Here is a 25,051-nt window from a genome sequence, read left to right as displayed (position 1 = left end):
TGACATACCCGCGAAGGCAAAATAGCTTTGCAATCAAAGCTACTTTGTCTTCAAAGGTGATGTGAGGAGTGCCCTCGTGACGGTTGGCAGCGAAGCAGACGATGGTGACCTGGACGGTTACAGCCCACGGCGCTGGGCCGCCCTGCTGGTGACGTTGGTCGCCGTGCTCATCGACATGGTCGACAGCACCGTGCTCAACGTGGCCCTGCCCTCGGTGCAGGCAGATCTCGACGCGACGTCGACCGAGTTGGAGTGGGCGGTCGCGGGCTACACGCTGGCGTTCGCCGCGGCCATGATCACCGGAGCCCGGCTGGGGGACCGGTTCGGCAGGCGGCGTCTTTTCCTGACCGGACTGGCCGGCTTCGTGGTCACCTCCACCCTCGCGGGTCTGTCCGTGAACCCCGAGATGCTCATCGCCTCACGCGTCTTCCAGGGTGCCGCGGCCGCGATGATGGTGCCCCAGGTGCTGGCCATGCTGCAGGTCGACTTTCCGCGAGCGGAGCAGCCGAAGGCCATGTCGGTCTACGGGATGACCTTCGCCGTCGGCGGCATCGGCGGCCCGGTACTCGGCGGGGTGCTGCTGGAGGCCGACCTGTTCGGCCTGGACTGGCGGCCCATCTTCTTCATCAACGTGCCCCTGGGAATCGCCGCCTTCGTGGCGGCGGCGTTCCTGACCCGTGAGTCGCGCGGTGCGCAGCGTGAGAGCTTCGACGTGCCCGGCAGCCTGATCGCGACCCTTGGCCTGCTCTTGCTGCTCTTCCCCCTGGTGCAGGGGCGGGAGCTGGACTGGCCGTGGTGGGTCTTCGTCCTGATGGCCGCGTCGCCGCCGGTGCTGTGGCTGTTCGTCCGCTACGAGGGCCGGGTCAAGCGGCGTGGTGGCTCGCCGGTCATCGACCCCGAGTTGTTCCGGCACCGCGGCGCGGTCGGCGGACTCCTGGTGGCCGTGCTGTTCTTCTCCGGCATGGCCTACCAACTCGTGCTCACCGTCCATCTGCAGCAGGGTGAGGGATACTCTCCGCTGCGTACGGCGGTCGCCCTGGCGACGTTCACCGTCGGCGTCGGCATCGGTTCGGCCGTGGCGCCGAAGCTGATGGTCCTCGGCCGGCTGGTCGTGCTGCTCGGCTGCACGGTGATCACCGTCGGCATGGCGCTCACCGCAGCGGCCGTGGACCGCTACGCCGGCTCGCTGGAGTGGTGGCACCTGGCACCCGGCATGGTCGTGGCGGGTCTGGGCCTCGCGATGGTCGCCGGCACGCTCATGACCATCGTGCTCGCCAAGATCCCGAAGTCGGCCTCGGGGGCGGCCTCATCGATGATCAACACCTCCATCCAGGTCGGCGTCGCCACCGGCATCGCGATCGTCGCGACCGTCTACTTCGCCATGCTCGAGGGAGGCGAGCCGCCGACCGACGCGGCCATCGGGGGCCTGCTCACCGTGATCGGACTCTACGTACTCGCCGCGCTGGTCGCCTTGGTCCTCCCCGGAGGCCGGGTCTCGGCGGACGACGTGCCGGACGCCGACTCCCACCCCCCGGCTGCGGCGACGGATCAGCCCTTCGCCCCGGAGCACGGCTCTGCGGACGCCAGGACACCGGTGACGAGTTGACGACGACGCGCCGATCACCACCGGGTGTTGCCGACCGTCTTCTGGAGGGGCCCCTCGGGGTACGGCGATCCGCCGCCGGCGCGGATGCCAACTCCGGATCGCGAACGAGGTGGCCCCCGGCGCTGGTCCCGCTCGATAGGCGGCAGGAACGCCACGCCCGCCACCAGTGCGAGCGTCGTCCGCCATCTGCCCCGTCCCCTAGCCATGGTGCCCCTCGCTTCTTCCTAGTGCGGCCATCTGGGAGGCCGGCAGCGGTGACATCACCGGGGCGGGCGCCGCCGACGGCCCGGCCGCCGCAGGAAAGGCCGGTGCCGTCCGGGCGTTCCAGGAGAGCTTCCCCGGGGTGAGCGACGAGGAGGCATGGCGTCGCATCCGGGCCGAGGACGGGCGGGTCGCCCTCATCACCCGGCTGGCCAAGGACAACGCCCGTACGTTCGGAGGCTCCTGGTACGACGGGGCGACCGACACCCAGCACCTGCAGGCGACCACGGCCGAGGCGGCCGACCGCTTCGCCGCGCTCGCTGCGGACAGCGGCGTCAAGGCAGAGGTGCACCAGGTGGATTACAGCTACGCGCGGCTCACCGCCGAGGCCGAGGAGGCGCGCGCCGGTGAGCACCGCGCGCTGGGGGAGGCCGCCAAGGGCGACGCGGCCGTGGACGTGGAGGCGAACCGGGTGGTGGCCGGCCTGGCACCCGCCGATCTCAAGGCCGCACGCAACGACACCATGGCGGTGCCGGACACCTTTCAGATCAGGCCGCGCAGCACCACCGATCCGTCAGGGCTTCCGATCGTCGACGAGGTCTGCGATTCGCGGGCCGACTGCAGCAAGCCGCTGCGCGGCGGCATCTCGGTGAAGAGTCCCGACGTGGGTTGCTCGCTGGGTTTCACGGCCTACGAGAACGATCACCCGAAGCGGAAGTTGGCGATCACCGCGGGTCACTGCGGCGAGAAGGGTGAGCGGCTCAAGCACAGCAACTGGACGATCGGGGCCTTCGACCGGGTGGTCTTCGACAATGACTCCGGGACCGACGTGGCCAGGGCCCGGGTGGAGAACACCCACTGGCTGAGTTCGCCGCTGGGCTGGCTCTACAATCCCGGCGACCACGACGATCCGGCCCCGGTGACCGGCCGGCTGACGAGCGAGTCCGGCATCCAGAACGGGCAGATCGTGTGCCTGTCCGCCCAGCACAACCCGGAGAACGGCAGCGACTGCGGCACGATCGACGGCGTCGTCGGCAACGGCTACATACGCGTCGCAGGCCACGACGCCTGCCCGGGTGACAGCGGCGGCGGGTGGTACCGGCCGAGCGGTGGCAAGCGGATCGCCTACGGCATACACAAGGGCGGCGCCGAAAGCTGCCACGGTGACCAGGGCGGCGACTACGACTACTTCACCAGTCTCCCGAGGACGGAGGACCGCCTCGACGTGACGATCCACACCCGCTGACTGCCGCCGCAGGCACCGCCCCACCTACGGCGCCGGCAGGGGGCCGGTGCGCGATCCGTTCGCCGGGTCTGTCGTGGGGTGCGGTGCCGTGGTCACACGGGGCAGAGGGCGTCGCGTAGCGGCTTCAGCGCCCGTGGCCCGGCAGCCGGCTCGCTCGGCATCGCGGGGCGGGTGGGCTCCTGCCGCTTGGCGGACATCTCCTCGAAGGCTCGTCGAACAGGTCGCGCCGTGCGTCAGAAGTCCTTCTCGTAGCGGGCTCGACGGTAGGACAGCCCGGACGCCGTTGACGCTCGAGAGGAATTAGTGGTTGACTACTCACATGCAGAGGGGAAGCGTTCGCCAACTGTCCACCGCCGACGAGCGTCGCCAGACGGTGTTGCGTACCGCGTTGAGCGCCTTCGCGGCGCGCGGCTACTGGGGTACCACCACGACCGAGGTCGCCAAGGCCGCCGGTATCTCCCAGGCGTACGTCTACCGGCTCTTCCCCAGCAAGGAAGCGCTGTTCGTCGCCGTCGTCGAGCACTGCTTCGTGCAGGTGCGGGCCAGCCTGGAGCGGGGCGTCGCCCAGGCGGGCGGGAGTGATCCGGAGGTCGTGCTGTCCGTCATGGGCGACGCGTATTCCCGGCTGATCAGCGACAACGACCTGATGTTGATCCAGTTGCACGCCCAGGCCGCCGCGGTGTCAGAACCCGCTGTGCGCGAGGCCGTCCGGCAGGGCTATGCCCGGCTGGTCGAGTACGTGCGCGGTGCCTCCGGCGGCACCGAGGAGCAGGTGCAGGAGTTCTTCGCCCGCGGCATGCTGTGCCACCTGATCGTCTCCGCCGGGGCCGACGCGGTGGACGCGCCGTGGACGCGCACGCTGGCGAAGGGCATCAGGCATCACTGAGGGCTTCCCGCTCCTTCGACCTCGGCGGGCCGCTCCGCGCAGCCCGCCTTTCCTTTTGAGCATCGAGTGAGTGGTTAACCACACATGGATATTTCACAGCACCCCGCCGTGCGCAAAACGCCCGGAACCGCGACACGACCGGGCGCCGCGCTCGCGGTCCTGGCGGGGGCGCAGTTCACCGTCATGCTCGCCACGTCGATCGTGAACGTGGCGCTACCCCAGATCCGCACCGGCGTCGGGCTGTCCGACAGCGGGACGACCTGGGTGGTCAACGCCTATGGGCTGGCCTTCGGCGTGCTGCTGCTGGCAGGCGGGCGTGCGGCGGATCTGTGGGGCTGCCGCCGGGTCCTGCTGGGAGGCGTGGCGGTGTTCGCCCTCTCGTCACTCACGGCGGGTCTTGCCACCTCGCCCGCCGTGCTGATCGCCGCGCGGGCGGTACAGGGGTGGGGAGCCGCCGCGATCGCGCCCTCCGCGCTGGCGCTGGTGATGAGCCTCTTTCCGCCCGGCCCCGCCCGTGGCAGGGCCTTGGGCATATGGGGCGCCGTCTCGGGAGCGGGAGCCGCGGCCGGCGTGCTGCTCGGCGGCGCCCTCACCCAGGCATGGGGCTGGCCGTGGATCTTCTACGCCACCGCGGCGGGCGCGTTCCTGGTGCTGATCGCCGGCGCCATCCACCTGCCGTGGGTGCCCGCCGTGGACCGTGGGCGGTTCGACCTGGCCGGCACGGTCACGGTCACGCTCTCCCTCACCGCCGTGGTGTGGGGGCTGACCACCGCCCGTGGCTCGGGCTGGACGGACACCCGGGTGCTGGGCGCCTTCGCCCTCTTCGCCGTCCTCCTCGCGGCGTTCGCCCTCATCGAGCGCCGCCACCCCGATCCGCTCATTCCCCCGAGGCTGTTCGCCGGGGGACAGGTCGTGGCCGGAAACGGCCTCATGGCGTTGCTCGGCTCGATGTGGATCGCGCTGTTCTTCTTCCTCCCCCTCTACCAGCAGCAGGTGCTCGGCGCCGGGCCGCTGGCCACAGGACTGGGCCAGCTCCCGCTCGCCGCCGCGAACATGCTCGGGTCCACGCTGTCCTCGCGCGTCGCCCGCCGGGTCGGCGCCAAGGCCGCGGTGACGGGCGCTCTGCTCATCGAAGCGGCCGGGCTGCTGTGGCTGTCGCGGATCAGCTCGGACGGCAGCTACCTCGCCGACGTCCTCGGCCCCAGCGTGGTGGTCGGCCTCGGCCTCGGTGCCGCCTTCGTCCTGCTCACCGCGCTGTCGGCCGGAGACGTCCCCCCGGCGGACGCTGGACTGGCAGGCGGTCTGGTGAACACGACCCGGCAGGTCGGCGGCGCGGTCGGCCTCGCCGTCCTGGCCACCCTCGCCGGCTCGCGCGCCGCCGACGCGGCAACGCACGGACCGCACTGGGAAGCCCTGACCGCCGGCTACCGCCTGGCCTTCGGCATCTCCGCGGCGGTGATGACCACCGCCGCACTCCTGGCCCTCGCCGTCGTCCGGCCCATCGCCGAGGCCGACCCGCACGATCACACACACAGAAACGAGGCATCCTCATGACCGGCAAGCCCTACCTGACCGGCCACTACGAGCCCGCCGTCGACGAGATCTCCGCCACCGAACTCTCCGTCGAGGGGGCACTCCCCCCGGAACTGACCGGTCGGCTGGTCCGCAACGGCCACAACCCCAAGCCGGGTGTCACGCCCACCCACTGGTTCAAGGGCAGCGGCATGGTGCACGGCATCCGCCTGCGCGACGGGCGAGCCGAGTGGTACCGCAACCGCTGGGTCCGTACCCCGGCCCTCGACGGCGCCCCCTACATGACCGAGAACGGGCCGGACCTGACCGCCAGCACCGCCGGCACCCACGTCGTCGAGCACGCCGGCCGCCTGTTCGCGCTGTGCGAGGCGAACCTCCCCTTCGAACTCACCCCGGACCTGGACACCGTCGGTGCCCACGACTTCGACGGCAAGCTGCGCAGCGCGATGACCGCCCATCCCAAGACCGACCCGGCCAGTGGCGAGCTGCACTTCTTCGGCTCCTCGCCCTTCCCGCCGTATCTGGTCTACTACGTCGCCGACGCCAACGGCCGGGTCACCCACTGCGCCGAGGTGCCCGGCGCCACGGCCTCCCTCAAGCACGACTTCGCCCTCACCGCCCACCACGTGGTGTTCATCGAGGGCACCGTCACCTTCGACGCGACCGAACACTCCGGCATCCCCTACGGCTGGGACGACCACCAGCCCGCCCGCATCGGCATCATGCCCCGGGGCCGCGACGGCGCCGCGCGCATCCGCTGGTTCCCCATCGAGCCAGGCAGCGCACTGCACGCCGTCAACGCCTACGAGGACGCCCGGGGCCGCGTCGTCCTGGAGGCGCCCACCGTGGACCGGGAGGGTTTCCGCCTCTCCTGGAACTGGTGGGTCGGCGCGCCCGGCAGGGGCGCCGAGCCCGTCGTCCGCGCCTTCACCCGCCGCTGGATGGTGGACCTGGCAGCGGGGACGGTCGGAGAGGAGACGGTGGACGACCTCGCGATCGAGTTCCCCACCCTCAACGACGCCTTCCTCGGCACCGAGAACCGCCACCAGTACGCCGTCTCCTTCCCCGACGCGCGCGGTTTCGGCGGCTACGGCATCGTCAAGTACGACCGGGTGACCGGCGCGCGGCTCATCCACGAGGCAGGAGACGCGAGGCTGCCCAGTGAGGCGGTCTTCGTGCCGGCCGCCGGCGCGACCGGAGAGGACGACGGTTACCTGCTCACCGTCATCTCCGACCTCAAGCAGAACGCCTCCCAACTGCTCGTCCTCGACGCCTCATGCCTCGACCGGATAGCCACCGTCCACCTGCCGCGCCGGGTCACGGCCGGAATCCACGGTTCATGGATTCCTGACACCGCCCTGGACGGCGGCACCTCCGACTGAACCCGCGAACACCCGGGGCCGTCCCGGAAGGGACGGCCCCCGTTCCGGGCCGCGGCTCGTTCCTGAGGTGGGCGCCGGCGCGGGTCCGCGTGGTCGAGAGCGGAGGTGACGTCGGGGTGGCTCGATGGTCGGCTCCCTCACGCCGCCGGTCGCGCCGAGGCCAGCGGCACGGTCGAGAGGGTGAAGGGGAGCGACTCCGGGGGGAGTCCGGCGCTCCAGCGGTTGTACTGGCTGTTGACCACCAGGGCCCGGTCGCCCGGGAGGGTGATGGAGCTGGGGTGCAGGAAGCCGCCGGGCGGGAGGAGGCGGCCCGCGAGGCGGCCGCGGGCGAGGTCGGGGGAGAGCCGGATGACGGTCACCTGCGGGGTGAGTCCGGGAAGGTCGTTGAGGTTGCCCTGGACGACGTAGAGGTGGCCGTCGCGGAAGGCCAGTCCGTCGCCGTTGGGCAGCAGATCACCGCCGAGATCGACTTCGTGCGACTGCCGGGTGTGCCGGTCGATGCGCCAGAGTCGGCCGGTGGCGCTGTTGACGGTGAGCAGGTGGTCGTCGATGCAGATGATGCCGTTGAGGTTGTGGCGTCCTTCGACCCAGTCGATGGGGGTCGTGGTGACGTCCAGCCAGCGCTCCAGCCGCCACGAGGTCCCGGTGTGCGTGAGCCGGTAGATCATCGGCCGGAAGGAATCGGTGACATAGGAGGTGCCCTCGGGCGCCGCGGCGATCTCGTTCAGGAATCCGCCCTCGACGCCGTGCAGCAGAGCGAGCAGGGTGACGTCGGCCGGGTCGTACACGCGCAGCGTGCCCGTGTCCGCGCCGCCGACGAGGAGGCGCCCGGCGGCATCGACGGTCATGCCGGAGGTACCGGCGCGGCCGTCGGTTCCATGCGGCGACCAGGGGCGCAGGGTGGGCACCGTGAGGTGGCCGCGGAAGATCGTGCCGTCCTCGGCGCTGCCCACGTAGATGTGGCCCGTGCGCGGATCGTACGCGTGGCCGGTGGGGAAGGCCCGGTCTCCGGGGACCACGTACGTCTCGGGCAGCCCGGCGGGGCCCGGAGCGGCGGTCGCCGGCCTGCTCCCACCCGCGGTGGCCACCGTCGCGGCGGTGACAGCGGTAGCGGCCAGCACGGTCCGCCGGGACATGGGCTGCTGTCCCATGACAGCTCCTTTTCGTCATCGTGCTCGGGGCGTTGTCCGGTCATCGTGACCCGGCGCGCGGCGCGTTCCGGCGCCCGGCTGTTCCAGGGGACCGCCAGTACCACCCAGGTGCCGGACGGTTCGGCGATGATGAACTGATGACCCGGCGCAGCGACCTCCGAGAGTTCCTTTCCTCCCGCCGCGCCCGGCTGCGCCCGGAGGACGTCGGCCTCGCCCCGGGCGGCGGGCTGCGGAGGGTGCCCGGACTGCGCCGTGAGGAACTGGCCTTCCTGGCGGGGATCAGCGCCGAGTACTACGTACGCCTCGAACAGGGACGCACTCCGAACGTCTCCGCCGACGTGCTCGACGCCGTGGCCGACGTCCTGCGTCTCGACGCGGACGAGCGCGCTCACCTCCACCGCATCGCCCGCCACCCGACGACCCCGCCGCGCCGTCCGCGGGCCCAGCACGTGCGGCCCGGCATGCTCCAGATGCTGCACGCCATGGGCGACAGCACCCCGGCGTTCGTCTTCGGCCGGCGCATGGACATCCTGGCCTGGAACCGGCTGGCCTGCGCCCTCATCACCGACTTCGGCGCGCTGCCGCCGCAACGCCGCAACGTCGCCCGTCTCGTCCTGCTGGACGAGGACGTCGTCCGCCTCTACCCGGACCGGGAGTTCGTGGCCCGGGACACGGTCGGCCATCTGCGCGTCGACGCCGGGCGCAACCCCGAGGACCCGAAGCTGGCGGCGCTCGTGGGCGAGTTGTCGCTGAAGAGCGAGGAGTTCCGCAAGCACTGGGCGTCGCACACCGTCAAGAGCAAGTCCCACGGCTACAAGCGCATCGACCACCCTGTCGTCGGACGGCTCACGCTGAACTTCGAGACGCTGCATCTGCCCGACGACCCCGAGCAGTTCCTCACCGTCTACACCGCCCCGGCGGGCTCACCTGACGCGGAGCGCCTGCGGTTGCTGAGCAGTTGGCAGGGGCAGGGGAACGAAGCCGCCCCCGCCGCACACGCCGCCGACCACGACGCGCTCGGCGCACCCGGCGGGTGACGTCCGCGCCGCGGGGGCCGCACGCGCCGTCAGTCCCGGACGAATGGCGCGGAAGCCCGGCGTGCAGAGGCGGTCGCTCAGAGTACCCGGAGTTCCGGGAAGCGCCCGATGGTCAAGGAGGAGATCCAGGCCGTGATCGGACCGCTCAGCTCTATCGGAGGAGCCCTCGCCGCGGTGGAGCCGAGGATGGTGTCCAGGGGGGACTTGAACCCCCACGCCCTAATACGGGCACTAGCACCTCAAGCTAGCGCGTCTGCCATTCCGCCACCTGGACCGGTGGAAGCCGCGCGGGCGGGGCCCGCCGCGACGCGGTACACCTTAGCAAACCCGCGGGGGCCCGCGATCACCCCGCGGGTTGGGTCGGGGGGTCCGGCGGGGCAGGATGGGGCGTGGACCCCGAACGTGCCAGGGAGGCATCGTGAGCCAGCCGGAGAACGCCCGTGGCGGCACCGTCGAGCGCGCGGAGAGCGAGGTCGTCGACCTCTGCCGCGAGCTGATCCGGATAGACACCAGCAACTACGGCGACCACTCCGGACCGGGGGAGCGGGCGGCCGCGGAGTACGTGGCGGAGAAGCTGGCCGAGGTGGGTCTCGAACCGGAGATCTTCGAGTCGCACCCCGGGCGGGCGTCGACCGTGGCGCGGATCGAGGGCGAGGACTCCTCGCGGCCGGCGCTGCTCATCCACGGACACCTCGACGTCGTGCCGGCCAACGCCGCCGACTGGACCCACGACCCCTTCTCCGGGGAGGTCGCCGACGGCTGCGTCTGGGGGCGGGGGGCGGTGGACATGAAGGACATGGACGCGATGACCCTCGCCGTCGTACGCGAGCGGCTGCGTACCGGGCGCAAGCCCCCGCGCGACGTCGTGCTCGCCTTCCTCGCCGACGAGGAGGCCGGCGGGCTCTACGGGGCCAGGCACCTCGTGGACACGAAGCCGGAGCTCTTCGAGGGCGTGACCGAGGCCATCGGCGAGGTCGGCGGCTTCTCCTTCACCGTGAACGAGGACGTGCGGCTGTATCTCATCGAGACCGCGCAGAAGGGCATGCACTGGATGCGCCTGACCGTCGACGGGACCGCCGGGCACGGCTCGATGACCAACCGCGACAACGCCATCACCGAGCTGTCCGAGGCGGTGGCCCGGCTGGGGCGGCACGAGTTCCCGGTGCGGCTCACCAAGTCCGTACGCGGCTTCCTCGACGAGCTCGGCGACGCCCTCGGCGTCGAGCTGGACCCCGAGGACATGGACGCCACCCTCGCCCGGCTCGGCGGCATCGCGAAGATCATCGGCGCCACCCTCCGCAACACCGCCAACCCCACCATGCTCGGCTCGGGCTACAAGGTGAACGTGATCCCCGGGCAGGCCACGGCGCACGTCGACGGCCGCTTCCTGCCGGGGTACGAGGAGGAGTTCCTCGCCGACCTCGACCGCATCCTCGGCCCGCGCGTCAAGCGCGAGGACGTGCACGCCGACAAGGCGCTGGAGACCACCTTCGACGGGGCGCTGGTCGAGGCCATGGCGACGGCCCTGAAGGCGGAGGACCCGATCGCCCGCGCCGTGCCGTACTGCCTCTCCGGCGGTACCGACGCCAAGTCCTTCGACGACCTCGGCATCCGCTGCTTCGGCTTCGCGCCGCTGCAGTTGCCGCCGGAGCTGGACTTCGCCGGGATGTTCCACGGGGTCGACGAGCGGGTCCCGGTCGCGGGTCTGCAGTTCGGCGTCCGGGTGCTGGACCGGTTCCTCGACGCCTGCTGAGCTGGGGTTTCTCCCCGGCGGAGGCGCGGGTGCGGGCGGGTGGCACAAGCCGTCGAATCGGCCACCTGTACCAATCGGACTGAAAAGGGTGAATGGCACGATAAGCGCGTAGCTCGAAACCTACCTCGTCGTTGCATTGGGTGCGGTCCGCTGCTGGGGCCGCACCGTCAACGAGGAGGAAGAATGATCAAGAAGGTTGTCGCCGCGGCGGCCGCCACGGGCGGTCTGATGCTGGCGGGTGCCGGCGTCGCCGCTGCCGACGCAGGTGCCCAGGGCGCTGCCGTGCAGTCCCCGGGCGTGCTCTCCGGCAACGTCGTCCAGGCTCCGATTCACATCCCCGTGAACGCCTGCGGCAACACCGTGAACATCATCGGTCTGCTGAACCCGGCGTTCGGCAACACCTGCATCAACAAGTGACGTTGAACCTCCCGTAAGGGTGTGACCGTACGGCCCCGGAGTGCGCTGCAGTGCTCCGGGGCTGGACGGGCTTTTGGGCGAGTAGGACGGGGACGGCCCGCCTGCTCGCGTACTCAGAGCTCAGAAGGCAGGAAAGACCCATGCGACATGTCGCAAGGAAGGGCCTGTTCACCATCGCCGCCGCAGGCGGCATGCTGGTCGCCGCAGGCGCCACCGCCGCACAGGCGGACGCGGGCGCCGAGGGCGCAGCGACGAACTCCCCGGGCGTCGGCTCCGGTAACACGGTGCAGGCGCCGGTGAACGTTCCGGTGAACGTATGCGGCAACACGGTGAACGCCGGGGGGCTGCTCAACCCCGCGTTCGGCAACACGTGTGTCAACGACGGCGGAGGCACGAAGACCGGCGGCCACGCCACCGGCGGCGGGGCCCAGGCCCAGGGCCAGTCGTCGCAGTCCCCGGGCGTGCTCTCCGGCAACACGGTGCAGGTGCCCGTGGACGTGCCGGTGAACGCGTGCGGCAACTCCGCCAACGTCGTCGGGGTCGGCAACCCCGCCTTCGGCAACAAGTGCGGCAACGGCGCGGTCCCCGACACTCCGAAGCCGCCCAAGCCCGAGGAGCCGACGACGCCGGAGGAGCCGGACCGTCCCGACGTGCCGGACACCCCCGAGCAGCCCGACACCCCGGACCGGCCCGACGAGCCCAAGGACCGGAGCCACACCCCGCCGAACCACGAGACGCAGGCCGGCGCGCCCGCCCCGGAGACGGAGCAGCTCGCGGAGACCGGGTCCGAGATCCCGGTGGGGGCCCTCATCCCGCTCAGCGGCGGTCTGCTGCTCGGCGGCGCGGTGCTCTACCGCCGCGCCCGCGCGGCCGCGGCCTGATCACGCGGGCAACCCGATCAAGCGGGCAGCCCGATCAGGCAGGCGGCCTGATCGCGCCGGCTCCTTGATCAAGTAGTCGACGGCCGGGGGCGGGTCCGGGCAACCGGACCCGCCCCCTTGCCGTCCGTATCGTCTCCGCCACTGTCCGGCACCCTCCGGTGCCGACCCCCTGGGCGCGTGGAAACCGCAGGTCAGCGGGGCGTCCACGCGAGGGATAGGCCCCCGCGGGGCTCACCACGTCGCTCGCACCTGTCTGATGATCCGGCGCCGCAGCCGCGCCCTGCGACTGCCGTCGGGATACAGCCGGAGCCGGTGCAACTCCCAGTGCCCGTACTCGGCTTGGTCGGTCAGAAGCCTCGCCGCGGCGGCCCGTGAGACTCCCCGCGGCACATAGACATCACGAAACTCGTATTCCGGCATCGCATCCATTGTGCGGAAAGTGCCTCGCTCCGGATAGCGTCTGCACTATGTCTGATGCTGCGCAGCCTACGGCTGCCGAGGTACGCGCCGCCGCGTCGGTGCTGAAAGCCGCGATCGACCGCCACCTCGAAGCGGTCGAGCGCCGGTCGGGCGAGGAGGGCTCTGCCGTCTATGCCGCCTTCGAGGAGCTGGCAGCGGCAGCCGAGGCGTACGACGAGGTGTTGTACGAGGTCCACGACGAGGTGACCCCCTTCGAGATCCCCAGCAGCGACACGCTGCCCGCCTACACCGGGCCGGACGAGCCGGGGGCGCTCAGTGTCCTCATGCGCCGGGACTACACCGTGGCGGAGCCGCACCGGCTGCTGGCTCAGGCACAGCGCATCGCCGACCTCGACCCGGACGTCGCGGGCGGGGACGAGACCGGCGACCGGGAGGCCGTGGGCAGCAGCCTGACGGCGGCGGTCGGCGTGCTCTTCGGCGAGTTCGAACCGGACGAGATCGCCTCGCGGCACCGGGAGTTCGGCCTCTCCGAGGGCGACTCCGCGGTGTGGGTGGCGGCGGCGGAGGAGCCGGCGGAGCCGGGGGAGTGGCTCTCGGCGCCGTTCGACCAGGTCGACCCCGAGCTGGTCATCTGCCGCTTCGACGTCAGCGCGTCGTTCGAGGACGAGCTGGACTTCGACGCGGACGACGAGGCGGACATCGAGGACGACGACGCCGCGGGCCGCGAGGACGACCGGGTGGTCGACGCGCTCGACGACCTGGACGACGGCGACGACGAGCTGGAGCGGGTGGACACGGGCCGCTGAGCGCCGTTCCGCGGGGCCCGGCGCGGACGCGCCGGGCCTTCCCCGTGCCGGCGCCGCCTGACGCCCTCCGGGCGGCCTCGTGCCGCCTCGCGGGGCTTCGTGCCGGTCCTGCAATCAGGCCCGCGTCTGGGCGCCGAGCAGGCCGCGCAGCCGTGTCGTACGCCGCGGGGCCGGCACCTCCGCGAGGCGCCGGGCAAGCACGGGGCCCGCGCCGTGCACGACGGACAGGTGCCGCTCGCCGCGGCTGAACGCCGTGTACGCCCAGGCGCGGCTGAGCGCCGCCTCCGCGTCCCCGGGCACCACGACCACCGCGGCGGGCCAGCGCCGCCCCGCCGCCTGGTGCGCGGTGAGCGCCCAGCCGTGCCGTACGGCTTCGGCGACCCGGTCGGGGCGGACGACGACGGCGGTGCCGCCGCAGTCGAGGTGCAGCCCCGCGTCGTCACCGGAGGTGACCAGTCCCGGCACTGCGGTGCCGGGGGCGGGGACGTAGACCACGCGGTCGCCCGCGTCGAAGCCGCCGAACGCGCCCGGGCCGGGGTTCAGCCGCTCCTTCAGCGCCGCGTTCAGCACTCGGGTGCCCGCGGCACCGCCGTGTCCCACGGCGATCACCTGCGTGTCCGCGGCGGGCACCCCGAGGGCGCGCGGTACGGAGTCGGCGACGAGCTGCACCGTGCGGTGGACCGCCTCGCCGGGGTCCTGCACCGGGACGATCACGACCTCCTTGCCCGGCGCCTCGACGGCCTGCAGCTCGCCGGCGCCGACGCCGGAGACCAGCTCCCCGATCGGTCCCGGGTCGGGGGTGCGGGACGTCACCCGCGGGCAGACCCGCGCGGCGGCCACGTCGGCGTAGACCCGGCCGGGGCCCGCGGACTCCAGCAGCCCGGGGTCGCCGCTGAGCACCAGCCGGGCGCCGTCGGGCAGCGCCTCGACGAGGGCGGCGGCGGCCTCGGCGTCGAGCTGCGGCGCGTCCAGCACGGCCAGCACGTCGACGGCGAGCAGGCCGTCCGGATCGCGGCCGGGGCCCTCCCGGCCGGCGAGCAGCCCGCGCACGGTCACGGCTCCGCCGGACGCCGGGTCCTCCGCGCCGGGGCCGGAGCGGCCTTCTCCGGCGGCGGCCTCCGGTCCGGTGGCCGCCGCGGCGAGCAGGCCGGCCAGGCGGGCGCGGCCGTCGTCGGTGTGGGCCGCCGCGTACGCGCGCAGCCCCAGGGCGCGGGCCGCGGCGACCAGCGCCGCGGGCTCCGCGCGGGCGGCCTCGCCGCCGCTGTGCAGCACGAGCCCGCTGCCCGCGGCGGCGCGGATCAGCTCCGCGGCGGAGGGCGACGGCGCGGCGGCGGCCGCGGCCTCCCACGCGCCCGCGTCCGCGACGCGGACGGCCGGGTCCTCACCCTGCGCGCCGGCGTCCTCCTCCGCCGGTCCCGGAGGCGGCGTGAACGTGCTGACGAGCCGGGAGAGGCCGTCCGCCAGGCCCTCCTCCGCCATCGCGTAGCGCTCCAGGCCGAGCAGCAGCCGTACGGGGACCTCCTCCTCGCCGTCCTCCCCGCCCTCCGGTACGGGGGCCCCGGCTGGCGGCTCCTCGCGCTCCTCGAAGACGAGCACGCCGCCCGTGGCCGCCGCCTCGCGCAGTGCCTCCTCGGCGTCCGGCACCCCGTACCCCGACAGGGCCTCGGCCAGCGCCGGGAACTCCAGCGCGGTGTGCCCCCTGAGGGCCGCCTGCGCCAGCAGCCAGCCCACCAGCGCCTCCACCCGGCGCTCGTCGCCGGGCTCCGCGGACTCCAGCAGCCCGCGCGCGAACTCGTCGGCCTGCGACGGCCGTACGCCCGGCACCGCGAGCAACTGCCACGGGTCCGCACGCAGCAACTCCGCCGCGCCTTCGCCGAACTGCCCCGCGATCCGCGCCGCGGGATCCTCCGGGGCGCCCGCGCCGGCGAGCAACCGCCGTACGGCGGCGACCGCCTCGGCGCCCGGCTCCCGCGGCCGCACCGGCTCCCCCTGCTCGCCACCGGCCCCTGCCCCGGGCCCCGCACCGGCCTCCGGCGCCGTCCCGGCCCCGGCCGGCGGCTCCGCGCCCGGTACGGGCCGGGGCGCGGTCGCGCGCGCGGGCGCGCGGAAGAACGCGGCGGCGTCCCGCTCGCCCCGCTCCACCGCCCGCACGGCGGCCAGCAGCTCCGCCGCCTTCCCGGTCAGCGCCGTCCCGCTCTCGACGGCCGCGGCGGCCCGCCTGGGCCGCTCCTCGCCGCCGCCCTCGCCCTCACCGGACCCGCCGCCCGCCGCGCTCGCGTCGGCCCCGGTACCCGCGTCGCTCCCGGCGCTCGCGCCGGTCTCCGCGCCCCCGCCGCCGTCCCCCGCAGCCCCCGGCTCCGTACCGCCCCCCGCCGCCGTCTCCGCGGCCTCCGGTGCGTCGTTCACAGCGTGCTCCAGTCCTGATCGGGATAGCGGTGCACGGGCGCCGACACGTCGTCCAGCGCCTGGCAGATCTCGTCAGGAAGCGTAAGACCCTCCACCGACAACGCCGCCGACAACTGCTCGGCGTTGCGCGCCCCCACCAGCGGCGCCGCCACCCCCGGCCGGTCCCGTACCCACGCGAGCGACACCTCCAGCGGCGTCACCGCGAGACCGTCCGCCGCCGTGGTCACCGCGTCGACCACCCGGCTCGCCTCCTCGTCCAGGTACGGTGCGACGAACGGCGCCAGGTGCTCCGAGGCCAGCCGCGACCCCGGCGGCGTGGCGTCGCGGTACTTGCCGGTCAGGACCCCCCGGCCGAGCGGCGACGACGGCAGCAGGCCCACGCCCAGGTCCAGGGCCGCCGGCAGCACCTCCCGCTCCACCCCGCGCTGCAGCAGCGAGTACTCCATCTGCGTCGACGCCAGCCGCGTCCGGCCGCCCGCCGCGCCCGCGCCGCCGCCCGCGGCCCCGGCGAGCTGCCAGGTCGCGGCCTTGGCGAGCTGCCAGCCGCTGAAGTTGCTCACGCCCGCGTAGCGGGCCCGGCCGCTCGCTATGGCGGTGTCGAGGGCCTGGAGGGTCTCGTCCATCGGCGTGTACGGGTCGAAGGCGTGCACCTGCCACAGATCGACGTAGTCGGTGCCCAGCCGCTCCAGCGAGGCGTCGAGCGCGCCCAGCAGGTGCCGCCTGGAGGTGTCGAAGCGGCGCTCGGGGTCGGGCACGCTGCCCGCCTTGGTGGCGACGACGATGTCCCGCCTCGGCACGAGGTCCCGCAGCAGGCGTCCCAGCAGGTGCTCCGCGCCGCCGTCCGCGTACACGTCGGCGGTGTCGACGAGCGTCCCGCCGGCCTCCCAGAACGTCTTCAGCAGCCCGGCCGCCTCCGGCTCCCCGGTGTCCCGCCCCCAGGTGAGGGTGCCCAGTCCCATGCGGGAGACGCGAAGGCCCGTGCGGCCGAGTTGCCTGTGCTCCATGGGCGTTGAGATTACTGGGGCGGGCGCGCTGCGGCGGCGGGGACCGTCGCGCTAGAGTCGCACAGATATATTACCCACCGGTACGAAACCTCGGCGCGAGGCGCCGGAGAGCAGGGAGGCCCGCATGCGGCTCGGGATCAACCTCGGCTACTGGGGCGCCGGCATGGACGCCGACAACCTCGCCGTCGCGCAGGAGGCGGACCGTCTCGGCTACGACGTGTGCTGGGCCGCCGAGGCGTACGGCTCCGACGCGGCCACCGTGCTGAGCTGGGTCGCCGCCAAGACCGAGCGGATCGACGTGGGCTCCGCGATCTTCCAGATCCCGGCCCGCGCCCCCGCCATGACCGCGATGACCGCCGCCACCCTCGACTCGCTCACCGAGGGCCGCTTCCGCCTCGGCATCGGCGTCTCCGGGCCGCAGGTCTCCGAGGGCTGGTACGGGGTGGAGTTCGGCAAGCCGCTCGCCCGCACCCGCGAGTACGTGGAGATCGTGCGCAAGGCGCTCTCGCGCGAGCGGCTGTCGTACGCGGGCGAGCACTGGACGCTGCCGCTGCCCGGCGGCGCCGGGAAGCCGATCAAGCTGACCGTGCACCCCGTCCGCGAGCACATCCCCGTCTACATCGCCGCCATCGGCCCGAAGAACCTGGAGCAGACCGGCGAGATCGCCGAGGGTGCCCTGCTCGTCTTCTACTCGCCCGAGCACGCCGAGGAGACCACCCTGCGCCACGTGCGCGCCGGGCGGGCGAAGGCCGGCAAGGAGCTGGACGGCTTCGACATCGTGCCCACGGTCCCGATGGCCCTGGGTGACGACATCGCCGCGCTCGCCGACGTCTTCCGCCCGTACACGGCCCTGTACGTCGGCGGCATGGGCAGCGCCAAGCAGAACTTCTACAACCGTCTCGCCGGCCGTATGGGGTACGAGCGCGAGGCCGCCGAGATCCAGTCGGCCTACCTCGCCGGCGACAAGGCCGGCGCGGCCGCCGCCGTGCCGCAGGAGCTGATCGACGCCACCACGCTGCTCGGTCCCGTGGAGCGGATCGCGGACCGGATGCGGGCGTACGCCGAGGCGGGGGTGACGTCGCTGTCGCTGGCGCCGTCCGGGTTCACGCGGGAGGAGCGCATCGCGGGCGTGCGCGCCGGAGTGGAGGCGCTGGAACGCGCCGGCCTCGCCTGAGTCCTCACGGCTCCGGCCCTGCGTGCCGGGCCCTCTCACCCGTGCAACGGCCGTGGTGAGGGCTCGGGTGTCCCCACCACGGCCGTCACCCTGACCAACGCGCCGTCACCGGATCGGTTACGGATCGCCCGCATGGCGGATGGTGCGCACCGCGGGTGTTGCGTCATACGCATCCGCGTCATTCACTCGGATACGGGTGTATTCCGGCAGTGAAAGGCGACGGTGACATGCTCTCGGCCAAGGACCTGTACCAGGAGATCCTCGACAACGACGACACCTTCCGGCTGTTCTGCTCCATCGCCGCCGCCGGGGAGGCCCAGGGCGGCTGGGAGAACGCCCGCATCTCCGCCCTCGTCCCCGACTCGTACCGGAAGCTGGCCCCCAAGGTGGCCCGGCACGGCGCCGACGAGGACAAGCACGGCCGCATCTTCAACGCGCTGCTGAAGAAGCGCGGCCTGGAGCCGGTGGCCGTCCCCGCCGAGACCGACTACACGATGCTGCTGGAGGGCATCGGCATCGGCCTCGCCCACGACCGGCTCCGCCGGGACGGGCAGCTCACCGAGGCCGACCTCATCACGTACCTCGCGCACAGCAGGGTCACCGAGCAGCGGGCGTCGGACCAGATGCGGATGCTCCTCAAGTACTTCGGCGACCACCCGGACATCGGCCGCGCGGTACGGATGATCTCCCACGACGAGGACAACCACCTCGCGTACTGCCACGAGGAACTGCTCGCCATGGCCGCGCACGGCCACGGCCGCCGCGTGCGGGCCGCGCTGCGCGAGGCGGCGCTCGCGGAGATCCGGGTGTACCGGGACGTGAGCCACGCGGTGATGGCGCACATGGGGCGGATCCTGAAGTGGTCGCGGGCCAGGCGCGCGCTGCTGTCCGCGGGCATCGACGCGGTGTACGCGTACGAACGCGCCGGCGGCTGGCGGCGGATGGTGAGGCTGCGGATGCCGGAGTTCCGCGACGCCCTCGGCGGGCCGCCGCCGCGCACCACGGCCGAGTTCGCCTGACGCGAACGGCGTCCGGCGCGAACGGCACCCGCCAGGGGCCCGCGACCCCTCAGCGCTCGCCGTTGCCCAGCCAGCCGCGCCGGCGGAAGAACACGTAGAGCGACAGCACCACGGACGCCATCACCAGCAGCACCGCCGGATACCCGAGTGTCCAGTGCAGCTCCGGCATGTGGTCGAAGTTCATCCCGTAGATGCTGCCGATGACGGTCGGCGCCGCGGCCATGGCGGCGTACGCGGAGATCTTCCGCATGTCGTCGTTCTGCTGCACCCCCACCCGCGCGAGGTGCGCGGCGAGGATGTCGGACAGCAGCCGGTCGATGGTCTCCAGATGCTCGTTGACGCGCATGAGATGGTCGCCGACGTCGCGGAAGAACGGCCGTGCCCGCTCGTTGACGAACGGCAGCCCGGCGCCCGCCAGCCGGGCGATCGGGTCGGCCAGCGGGCCGGTGGTGCGGCGGAACTCCAGCGCCTGCCGCTTGAAGTCGTAGATCCGCCCCGCGGAGCGGCCGGGGTCGCGGCCGCCGGGCTGGAAGACCTCGGCCTCCAGCTCCTCCAGGTCGGTATGGAAGTCGTCCGCGACATCGAGGTAGTTGTCGACGACGGCGTCGCACACCGCGTACACCACCGCCGTCGGCCCGTGCGCCAGCACCTCGGGCTGCCCCTCCAGCCGGGCCCGTACCCGGCCGAGGGGGTTCGCCTCGCCGTGCCGGACGGTGACCACGAAGGAGTCGCCGACGAAGGTGTTGATCTCGCTCACGGTGATGGTGTCGGTGCTGTCGTCGTAGAGCACGGGCTTGAGCACGAGGAACAGCGCCGCGTCGTACACCTCCAGCTTCGGCCGCTGGTGCGCGGTGACCGCGTCCTCCGCCGCGAGCGGGTGCAGCCCCAGCCCGTGGGTCAGCTCGTCGAACTCCTGGCGCGACGGTTCGAAGAGCCCGATCCAGCAGAACGTGTCGTCGTCGGCGCGCGCCTGCGCCAGCACGGCCGGGACGTCCGCGGGCGCGGGGACGCGCCGGCCGTGCCGGTAGAGCGCGCAGTCGACGATCACACCGTCATTCTTTCCCGAACCGTGCCGCCTGTCGCGCAGGACGTACGCTGGCTGCCATGCCCACCCTCCTCCTGCTCCGGCACGCCCGGTCCACGGCCAACGTGGACGGCGTGCTCGCCGGCCGCGGCCCGGGTGTCGGGCTGGACGAACGCGGCACGGCGCAGGCCGCCGCGCTGCCCGCCCGGCTGGCCGCCCTGACGCCCGCCGCCGTGGTCACCAGCCCGCTCGAACGCTGCCGCGAGACCCTCAAGCCGCTGCTGGCCGCCCGTCCGGAGCTGCCGGTGCACGTCGACGAGCGGCTGACGGAGTGCGACTACGGCGAGTGGACCGGCGGCAAGCTCGCCGAGCTGGCGGACGACCCGCTGATGGCCACCGTGCAGCAGCACCCGTCCGCGGCGGTCTTCCCGGGCGGCGAGACGATGCGTGCGATGCAGGCGCGCGCCGTCGAGGCGGTACGGGACTGGAACGCCACCGTGCTCGCCGAGCACGGCCCGGAGGCGCTGTACGTGATGTGCAGCCACGGCGACGTCATCAAGTCCGTGGTGGCGGACGCCCTCGGGATGCACCTGGACCTCTTCCAGCGCATCGCCGTGGGCCCCGCCTCCGTCACCGCGATCCGGTACACGCCCCTGCGCCCCTTCGTGCTGCGGCTCGGCGACACCGGCTCGCTCGACGGCCTCGCGCCGCCGCCTCCCGCGGCGGAGCCGGGGGCGGACGGGGCGCGGGAGGACGCGGCGGACGCGTCGGCCGCGGAGGTGGGCGGCGGTGCCGGAGCCGGTTGATCCCCGGTGATCAGCTCGCGCAGTAGGGTGGTCGGATCGGGCCCGCAGCGGATCCCGTTCAGAAGTCGAGCAATCGGAGCAGCACGTGCCGCGTGAGGTGTACTTCTACGACCCGCCGGACCGCTTCGTGGCCGGCACGGTCGGGCTGCCGGGGCGCCGCACCTTCTTCCTGCAGGCGTCCAAGTCCGGCCGTACGACCAGCGTTGCGCTGGAGAAGGCGCAGGTGTCCGCGCTGGCCCAGCGGATCGACGAGCTTCTTGACGAGGTGGTACGGCGCAGCGGCGGCACGAGCGACGTGCCGGCCGTCGCCCCCGCCGAGCTGACCGACACCGCGCCCCTCGATGCCCCCATCGAGGAGGAGTTCCGGGTCGGCACGATGGCGCTGGCGTGGGACGCGGAGAGCGAGCGGATGGTCGTCGAGGCGCAGGCCCTCGTCGAGTTGGACGCCGACTCCGACGAGGACCTGGCGGCGGCCGAGGAGGCGCTGCTCCAGGACGACGAGAACGGCCCGCCGATGCTGCGCGTACGCCTCACCGGGCAGATGGCGCGCGCCTTCGCCAAGCGGGCCAACGACGTGGTGAACGCCGGCCGGCCGCCCTGCCCGCTGTGCAGCCTGCCGCTCGACCCGGAGGGACACGTATGTCCGCGCCAGAACGGATACCGCCGGGGGGAGTGAGCCCGCTCGCCCTGGCGTCCGACGAGGCCCGCGAGCTGCTCACCGGCGGCGAGCTGACCGTCGCCGGGCGCATCCGCGGCGCGTCGAACGCGGTCCTGTTCTGCACCGTCGCCCACGCCGGGCGGACGGCGGAGTGCGTGTACAAGCCGGTCGCGGGGGAGCGGCCGCTGTGGGACTTCCCGGACGGCACGCTGGCGCAGCGCGAGGTCGCGGCCTACGAGGTCTCGGAGGCCACCGGGTGGGGCCTGGTGCCGCCGACGGTGCTGCGGGACGGGCCGTTCGGCGAGGGCATGTGCCAGCTCTGGATCCCGGCCGCGGACGAGCGGGACGGGACGGACGCACCGGACGGGATGGACGCACAGGACGGCCAGGGCGGCACGGCGGGGGCGGCGCCCGGCGGCGCGGACCTGCTCGCCCTCGTCGACGGCGACGAGCCGGGACCCGGCTGGAAGGCCGTGGGCTACGCCGAGACCGGCGAGGGCCGCCCCGCGCTGCTGGTGCACGCCGACGACGTCCGGCTGCGCCGCCTCGCCGTACTCGACGCCGTGATCAACAACGGCGACCGCAAGGGCGGCCACCTGCTGCCCGCCGCCGGCGGCCGGCTCTACGCCATCGACCACGGTGTGACGTTCCACACCGACGACAAGCTGCGCACCCTGCTCTGGGGCTGGGCCGGCGAGCCGCTGCCCGCCGAGGCCGTCGCCGTGCTGCACCGGCTCGCAGCCGGACTCGCCCCGGAGGGCCCGCTGGCCGCCCGGCTGGCGCCGCTGATCACGGCGGCGGAGGTGGCCGCGCTGCGGGCCCGTACCGCCGCGCTGCTGGCCTCGGGACGGCACCCGGAGCCCAGCGGCGAGTGGCCGGCCATCCCCTGGCCGCCCGTCTGATCCCGCCGGTCCGCGCCGGGGCTCGCGCGGGCATATTCCGTACGAACCCTCCCACCGCTGTCCGAAACCGCGGGCCGGCGCCGCCCCGGTCGTTTCACCAGGCAACCGGCGGTTACGCTCGTTTACATGCATGCCTGGCCTGCCCCCGAGGTCCCGGTGCTCCCCGGCACCGGCCGCGACCTCCGCCTCCACGACACCGCGACCGGAGGGCTCGTCACCCTCGATCCCGGCCCGGAGGCCCGCATCTACGTCTGCGGCATCACTCCCTACGACGCCACCCACATGGGGCACGCGGCCACGTACACCGCGTTCGACCTCGTGCAGCGCGTCTGGCTGGACAACAAGCGGCAGGTCCACTACGTCCAGAACGTCACGGACGTCGACGACCCGCTGCTCGTCCGGGCCGCCGAGACGGGCGAGGACTGGACCCTGCTCGCCGACCGCGAGACGGACCTGTTCCGCGACGACATGACGGCCCTGCGGAACCTGCCCCCGCGCGAGTTCGTCGGCGCGGTGGAGGCGATACCGCGGATCGTGCCCCTCGTGGAGCAACTGCGCGACGCCGGTGCGGCGTACGAGCTGGACGGCGACATCTACTTCTCGGTCGAATCCGACCCCCGCTTCGGTGCCGTCTCCGGGCTCGACGCGGCCACCATGCGGGAGCTGTCCGCCGAGCGCGGCGGCGACCCCGACCGGCCGGGCAAGAAGAACCCCCTCGACCCGCTGCTCTGGAGCGCCGCCCGCGAGGGCGAGCCGAGCTGGGACGGCGGGTCCCTGGGCCGCGGCCGGCCCGGCTGGCACATCGAGTGTGTCGCCATCTCGCTCGACCACCTCGGCATGAGCTTCGACGTGCAGGGCGGCGGCAGCGACCTGATCTTCCCGCACCACGAGATGGGCGCGTCCCACGCGCAGGTGCTCACCGGCGAGTTCCCCTTCGCCAAGGCGTACGTGCACTCCGGGCTCGTCGCCCTCGACGGCGAGAAGATGTCGAAGTCGAAGGGCAACCTGGTCTTCGTCTCCCAGTTGCGCCGCGACGGCGTCGACCCCGTGGCCGTACGGCTCGCGCTCCTCGCCCACCACTACCGCACCGACTGGGAGTGGACCGCCCACGGGCTTGAGGAGGCGGAGCGGCGGCTGGCGCGCTGGCGGGACGCCGTCTCCCGGCCGGAGGGACCGCCCGCGGAGGGGCTCGTGGAGGAGGTCCGCGCCGCGCTGGCGGAGGACCTGGACTCGCCCGCGGCGCTGGCCGCCGTGGACCGCTGGGCGGCGCTGCAGCGCGCCGGGGGCGGTCAGGACACGGGCGCGCCGGGCGTGGTCTCGCGGGCGGTGGACGCGCTGCTGGGCGTGGCGCTGTAGCGGGGCGGGCGGGGCGGCGTCAGTCCTTGCCGCCGGCCTCGCCTTCGCCGTCGCGGCCGGGGCCCTTGCCGTCGTCGGTCCCGGCGTCCGGGACGTCGTCGCCGGAGGCGTCGTCGCCGGCGCTGCGGTCCGTGCCGTCCGAGTCCTCCGTGCCGTCCGAGTCCTCCGTGCCGTCCGAGTCCTCCGCGGCCCCGGATTCTCCGGTGTCCCCGTCCTCCCCGGCCGTCCCGGAGTCCTTCTCGCCCTCGTCCCCGGCGGTCCCGGAGTCCTTCTCGGCGCCGTCCTCCTCCGGCTCCGCGGCGCCCTTCGCCTTCTCCGTACCGCCGTCGTCCTCGCGGTCCCCGTCGCGCTCCTCAGGCGTCCGGGACTCCTCCCGCTCCGTGAGGTCCGCGAGGGACTGCGGCCCGGAGAGGTCGCGCAGATACGGTCCGGCGCCCGGGTCCCGGCGGCGCAGATAGCGCTCGAACTCGCGGGCGATCGCCTCGCCCGACGCCTCCGGCAGCTCCGCGGTGTCGCGCGCTTCCTCCAGCGTCTGCACGTACTCCGCGACCTCGCTGTCCTCCGCGGCCAGTTGGTCCACGCCCAACTGCCAGGCCCGCGCGTCCTCGGGCAGTTCGCCCAGCGGGATGCGCACGCCGATCAGGTCGTCGAGCCGGTTGAGCAGCGCCAGGGTGGCCTTCGGGTTGGGCGGCTGGGAGACGTAGTGCGGGACGGCGGCCCAGAGGCTCGCGGTCGGCACGCCCGCGTGCGTGCACGCCTCCTGGAGGATGCCGACGATCCCGGTCGGGCCCTCGTAGCGGGTCTCCTCCAGATCCATCGACACCGCCAGCTCCGGGTCCGAGGTCACCCCCGTCACCGGTACGGGCCGGGTGTGCGGCGTGTCGCCGAGGAGCGCGCCGAGCAGGACGACCAGCTCGACGCCCAACTCGTGGGCGAAGCCCAGGATCTCGTTGCAGAACGAGCGCCAGCGCATGCTGGGCTCGATGCCGCGGACGAGCACCAGGTCCCGCGGGTTGCCCTTCCCGTCGGCGTCCGCGATCCGCACCGCGGACAACTGCGTGGTGGGCCAGGTGACCTTCCGTACGCCGCCGTGGAGGGTGACGGTGGGCCGGTTGACCTGGAAGTCGTAGTAGTCCTCCGCGTCCAGTGACGCGAAGACCTCGCCCTTCCACTCCCGGTCGAGATGGCCGACCGCCGAGGAGGCGGCGTCACCGGCGTCGTTCCAGCCCTCGAAGGCGCAGATCATCACCGGATCGACCAGCTCGGGCAGCCCCTCCAGCTCGATCACCCAGCGCCTCCTTCCCCTGTGCCGGCCCCTGTGGCCACGTGCTCCGGAACATGCGGCCCCCAGCCTAAGGCTTCCCCGTCGGCGCGCCGTATCCC

The 25,051-nt window shown here is 73.2% G+C and carries 22 protein-coding genes and 1 tRNA gene; 16 read left to right on the top strand and 7 right to left on the bottom strand.

Translation table 11 applies throughout. The features are described 5' to 3' along the window. Positions 1 to 76 precede the first annotated feature (76 nt). From DMB38_RS04215 to DMB38_RS04190, 5 genes are all read left to right on the top strand, one after another. A complete protein-coding gene (locus DMB38_RS04215) occupies positions 77 to 1,606 on the top strand; it encodes an MFS transporter (RefSeq protein ID WP_125934001.1) in 1,530 nt (509 codons plus the stop codon). Between the two features lie 343 nt (positions 1,607 to 1,949). Beyond that, the gene (locus tag DMB38_RS04205; RefSeq protein WP_164715921.1) at positions 1,950 to 3,053 is read left to right on the top strand and encodes a S1 family peptidase; all 1,104 of its coding nucleotides are present in this window, start codon (positions 1,950 to 1,952) and stop codon (positions 3,051 to 3,053) included. Between the two features lie 319 nt (positions 3,054 to 3,372). Beyond that, a complete protein-coding gene (locus DMB38_RS04200) occupies positions 3,373 to 3,939 on the top strand; it encodes a TetR/AcrR family transcriptional regulator (protein ID WP_125933999.1) in 567 nt (188 codons plus the stop codon). Between the two features lie 84 nt (positions 3,940 to 4,023). After that, a complete protein-coding gene (locus DMB38_RS04195; protein ID WP_125933998.1) occupies positions 4,024 to 5,493 on the top strand; it encodes an MFS transporter in 1,470 nt (489 codons plus the stop codon). After that, positions 5,490 to 6,854, top strand: coding sequence for a carotenoid oxygenase family protein (locus tag DMB38_RS04190; protein WP_125933997.1), 1,365 nt, complete (start codon positions 5,490 to 5,492; stop codon positions 6,852 to 6,854). The genes DMB38_RS04195 and DMB38_RS04190 overlap by 4 nt, the downstream gene beginning before the upstream one ends. A 137-nt stretch (positions 6,855 to 6,991) precedes the next feature. Here DMB38_RS04190 and DMB38_RS04185 read toward each other — a convergent pair whose 3' ends face one another. Further along, complete coding sequence (locus tag DMB38_RS04185; RefSeq protein WP_125933996.1) at positions 6,992 to 8,005, bottom strand: hypothetical protein; 1,014 nt, start codon at positions 8,003 to 8,005, stop codon at positions 6,992 to 6,994. Between the two features lie 137 nt (positions 8,006 to 8,142). On the opposite strand from DMB38_RS04185, the gene DMB38_RS04180 reads away from it, so the two are divergent. Beyond that, positions 8,143 to 9,042 carry a helix-turn-helix transcriptional regulator gene (locus DMB38_RS04180; protein ID WP_125933995.1) on the top strand — a complete coding sequence of 300 codons (900 nt, stop codon included), beginning with the start codon at positions 8,143 to 8,145 and terminating at the stop codon, positions 9,040 to 9,042. Between the two features lie 187 nt (positions 9,043 to 9,229). Here the strand turns inward: DMB38_RS04180 and DMB38_RS04175 are convergent. After that, positions 9,230 to 9,316, bottom strand: a tRNA-Leu gene (locus DMB38_RS04175). Positions 9,317 to 9,460: 144 nt separating this feature from the next. On the opposite strand from DMB38_RS04175, the gene DMB38_RS04170 reads away from it, so the two are divergent. From DMB38_RS04170 to DMB38_RS04160, 3 genes are all read left to right on the top strand, one after another. Then, positions 9,461 to 10,795: a M20/M25/M40 family metallo-hydrolase gene (locus tag DMB38_RS04170; protein ID WP_047014880.1), complete on the top strand. Its 1,335-nt coding sequence runs from the start codon at positions 9,461 to 9,463 to the stop codon at positions 10,793 to 10,795. 183 nt (positions 10,796 to 10,978) lie between these two features. Then, positions 10,979 to 11,212 (top strand): chaplin, encoded by a 234-nt coding sequence (locus tag DMB38_RS04165; RefSeq protein ID WP_125933994.1) that lies wholly within the window; start codon positions 10,979 to 10,981, stop codon positions 11,210 to 11,212. A 140-nt stretch (positions 11,213 to 11,352) separates the two neighbouring features. Continuing rightward, on the top strand, positions 11,353 to 12,093 hold the full coding sequence (locus DMB38_RS04160; RefSeq protein WP_206337636.1) for a chaplin: 741 nt from the start codon (positions 11,353 to 11,355) through the stop codon (positions 12,091 to 12,093). A gap of 231 nt (positions 12,094 to 12,324) precedes the next feature. Here the strand turns inward: DMB38_RS04160 and DMB38_RS04155 are convergent, their stop codons facing one another. After that, complete coding sequence (locus tag DMB38_RS04155; RefSeq protein ID WP_026276372.1) at positions 12,325 to 12,513, bottom strand: DUF5703 family protein; 189 nt, start codon at positions 12,511 to 12,513, stop codon at positions 12,325 to 12,327. Positions 12,514 to 12,560: 47 nt separating this feature from the next. Here DMB38_RS04155 and DMB38_RS04150 point away from each other — a divergent pair, with 47 nt between their 5' ends. After that, on the top strand, positions 12,561 to 13,319 hold the full coding sequence (locus DMB38_RS04150) for a hypothetical protein (protein ID WP_164715920.1): 759 nt from the start codon (positions 12,561 to 12,563) through the stop codon (positions 13,317 to 13,319). Between the two features lie 114 nt (positions 13,320 to 13,433). Here the strand turns inward: DMB38_RS04150 and DMB38_RS04145 are convergent, their stop codons facing one another. Next, complete coding sequence (locus tag DMB38_RS04145) at positions 13,434 to 15,725, bottom strand: helix-hairpin-helix domain-containing protein (protein ID WP_240661967.1); 2,292 nt, start codon at positions 15,723 to 15,725, stop codon at positions 13,434 to 13,436. Continuing rightward, entirely contained in the window at positions 15,722 to 16,729 is a 1,008-nt protein-coding gene (locus DMB38_RS04140; RefSeq protein WP_125933992.1) for an aldo/keto reductase, read from the bottom strand. The genes DMB38_RS04145 and DMB38_RS04140 overlap by 4 nt, the downstream gene beginning before the upstream one ends. A gap of 124 nt (positions 16,730 to 16,853) precedes the next feature. Between DMB38_RS04140 and DMB38_RS04135 the strand changes: the two genes are divergently transcribed. Both DMB38_RS04135 and DMB38_RS04130 read left to right on the top strand, forming a co-directional pair. Beyond that, entirely contained in the window at positions 16,854 to 17,903 is a 1,050-nt protein-coding gene (locus DMB38_RS04135) for an LLM class F420-dependent oxidoreductase (RefSeq protein ID WP_125933991.1), read from the top strand. Between the two features lie 227 nt (positions 17,904 to 18,130). Next, positions 18,131 to 18,922 carry a ferritin-like domain-containing protein gene (locus DMB38_RS04130; RefSeq protein WP_125933990.1) on the top strand — a complete coding sequence of 264 codons (792 nt, stop codon included), beginning with the start codon at positions 18,131 to 18,133 and terminating at the stop codon, positions 18,920 to 18,922. A gap of 49 nt (positions 18,923 to 18,971) precedes the next feature. Here the strand turns inward: DMB38_RS04130 and corA are convergent, their stop codons facing one another. After that, positions 18,972 to 19,970, bottom strand: a complete 999-nt coding sequence (gene corA / locus DMB38_RS04125; RefSeq protein ID WP_125933989.1) for a magnesium/cobalt transporter CorA — start codon at positions 19,968 to 19,970, stop codon at positions 18,972 to 18,974. 56 nt (positions 19,971 to 20,026) lie between these two features. On the opposite strand from corA, the gene DMB38_RS04120 reads away from it, so the two are divergent. The 4 genes from DMB38_RS04120 to mshC all read left to right on the top strand — a co-directional run bounded on the left by DMB38_RS04120 (position 20,027) and on the right by mshC (position 23,668). Next, positions 20,027 to 20,752, top strand: a complete 726-nt coding sequence (locus tag DMB38_RS04120; protein WP_125933988.1) for a histidine phosphatase family protein — start codon at positions 20,027 to 20,029, stop codon at positions 20,750 to 20,752. An 85-nt stretch (positions 20,753 to 20,837) separates the two neighbouring features. After that, positions 20,838 to 21,428, top strand: coding sequence for a DUF3090 domain-containing protein (locus DMB38_RS04115; RefSeq protein WP_047014870.1), 591 nt, complete (start codon positions 20,838 to 20,840; stop codon positions 21,426 to 21,428). Beyond that, positions 21,392 to 22,312 carry an SCO1664 family protein gene (locus DMB38_RS04110; RefSeq protein WP_125933987.1) on the top strand — a complete coding sequence of 307 codons (921 nt, stop codon included), beginning with the start codon at positions 21,392 to 21,394 and terminating at the stop codon, positions 22,310 to 22,312. The genes DMB38_RS04115 and DMB38_RS04110 overlap by 37 nt, the downstream gene beginning before the upstream one ends. A 126-nt stretch (positions 22,313 to 22,438) precedes the next feature. Beyond that, positions 22,439 to 23,668: a cysteine--1-D-myo-inosityl 2-amino-2-deoxy-alpha-D-glucopyranoside ligase gene (mshC, locus tag DMB38_RS04105; protein ID WP_125933986.1), complete on the top strand. Its 1,230-nt coding sequence runs from the start codon at positions 22,439 to 22,441 to the stop codon at positions 23,666 to 23,668. A gap of 19 nt (positions 23,669 to 23,687) precedes the next feature. Here the strand turns inward: mshC and DMB38_RS04100 are convergent, their stop codons facing one another. Beyond that, entirely contained in the window at positions 23,688 to 24,956 is a 1,269-nt protein-coding gene (locus tag DMB38_RS04100) for a PAC2 family protein (RefSeq protein ID WP_125933985.1), read from the bottom strand. Between the last annotated feature and the right edge of the window lie 95 nt (positions 24,957 to 25,051).

The sequence above is a fragment of the Streptomyces sp. WAC 06738 genome (assembly GCF_003945505.1).
Classification (GTDB): Bacteria; Actinomycetota; Actinomycetes; order Streptomycetales; family Streptomycetaceae; genus Streptomyces.
The sequence above is the reverse complement of the archived record's forward strand: the minus strand, read 5'-3'. Positions and strand labels throughout refer to the sequence as shown.

Coding starts and splice junctions, on each gene's coding strand:
- DMB38_RS04200 (WP_125933999.1), top strand. CDS start 3,373: ATGCAGAGGGGAAGCGTTCGCCAACTGTCCACCGCCGACGAGCGTCGC.
- DMB38_RS04195 (WP_125933998.1), top strand. CDS start 4,024: ATGGATATTTCACAGCACCCCGCCGTGCGCAAAACGCCCGGAACCGCG.
- DMB38_RS04190 (WP_125933997.1), top strand. CDS start 5,490: ATGACCGGCAAGCCCTACCTGACCGGCCACTACGAGCCCGCCGTCGAC.
- DMB38_RS04185 (WP_125933996.1), bottom strand. CDS start 8,005: ATGGGACAGCAGCCCATGTCCCGGCGGACCGTGCTGGCCGCTACCGCT.
- DMB38_RS04180 (WP_125933995.1), top strand. CDS start 8,143: ATGACCCGGCGCAGCGACCTCCGAGAGTTCCTTTCCTCCCGCCGCGCC.
- DMB38_RS04165 (WP_125933994.1), top strand. CDS start 10,979: ATGATCAAGAAGGTTGTCGCCGCGGCGGCCGCCACGGGCGGTCTGATG.
- DMB38_RS04160 (WP_206337636.1), top strand. CDS start 11,353: ATGCGACATGTCGCAAGGAAGGGCCTGTTCACCATCGCCGCCGCAGGC.
- DMB38_RS04155 (WP_026276372.1), bottom strand. CDS start 12,513: ATGCCGGAATACGAGTTTCGTGATGTCTATGTGCCGCGGGGAGTCTCA.
- DMB38_RS04150 (WP_164715920.1), top strand. CDS start 12,561: ATGTCTGATGCTGCGCAGCCTACGGCTGCCGAGGTACGCGCCGCCGCG.
- DMB38_RS04140 (WP_125933992.1), bottom strand. CDS start 16,729: ATGGAGCACAGGCAACTCGGCCGCACGGGCCTTCGCGTCTCCCGCATG.
- DMB38_RS04135 (WP_125933991.1), top strand. CDS start 16,854: ATGCGGCTCGGGATCAACCTCGGCTACTGGGGCGCCGGCATGGACGCC.
- DMB38_RS04130 (WP_125933990.1), top strand. CDS start 18,131: ATGCTCTCGGCCAAGGACCTGTACCAGGAGATCCTCGACAACGACGAC.
- DMB38_RS04120 (WP_125933988.1), top strand. CDS start 20,027: ATGCCCACCCTCCTCCTGCTCCGGCACGCCCGGTCCACGGCCAACGTG.
- DMB38_RS04110 (WP_125933987.1), top strand. CDS start 21,392: ATGTCCGCGCCAGAACGGATACCGCCGGGGGGAGTGAGCCCGCTCGCC.
- mshC (WP_125933986.1), top strand. CDS start 22,439: ATGCATGCCTGGCCTGCCCCCGAGGTCCCGGTGCTCCCCGGCACCGGC.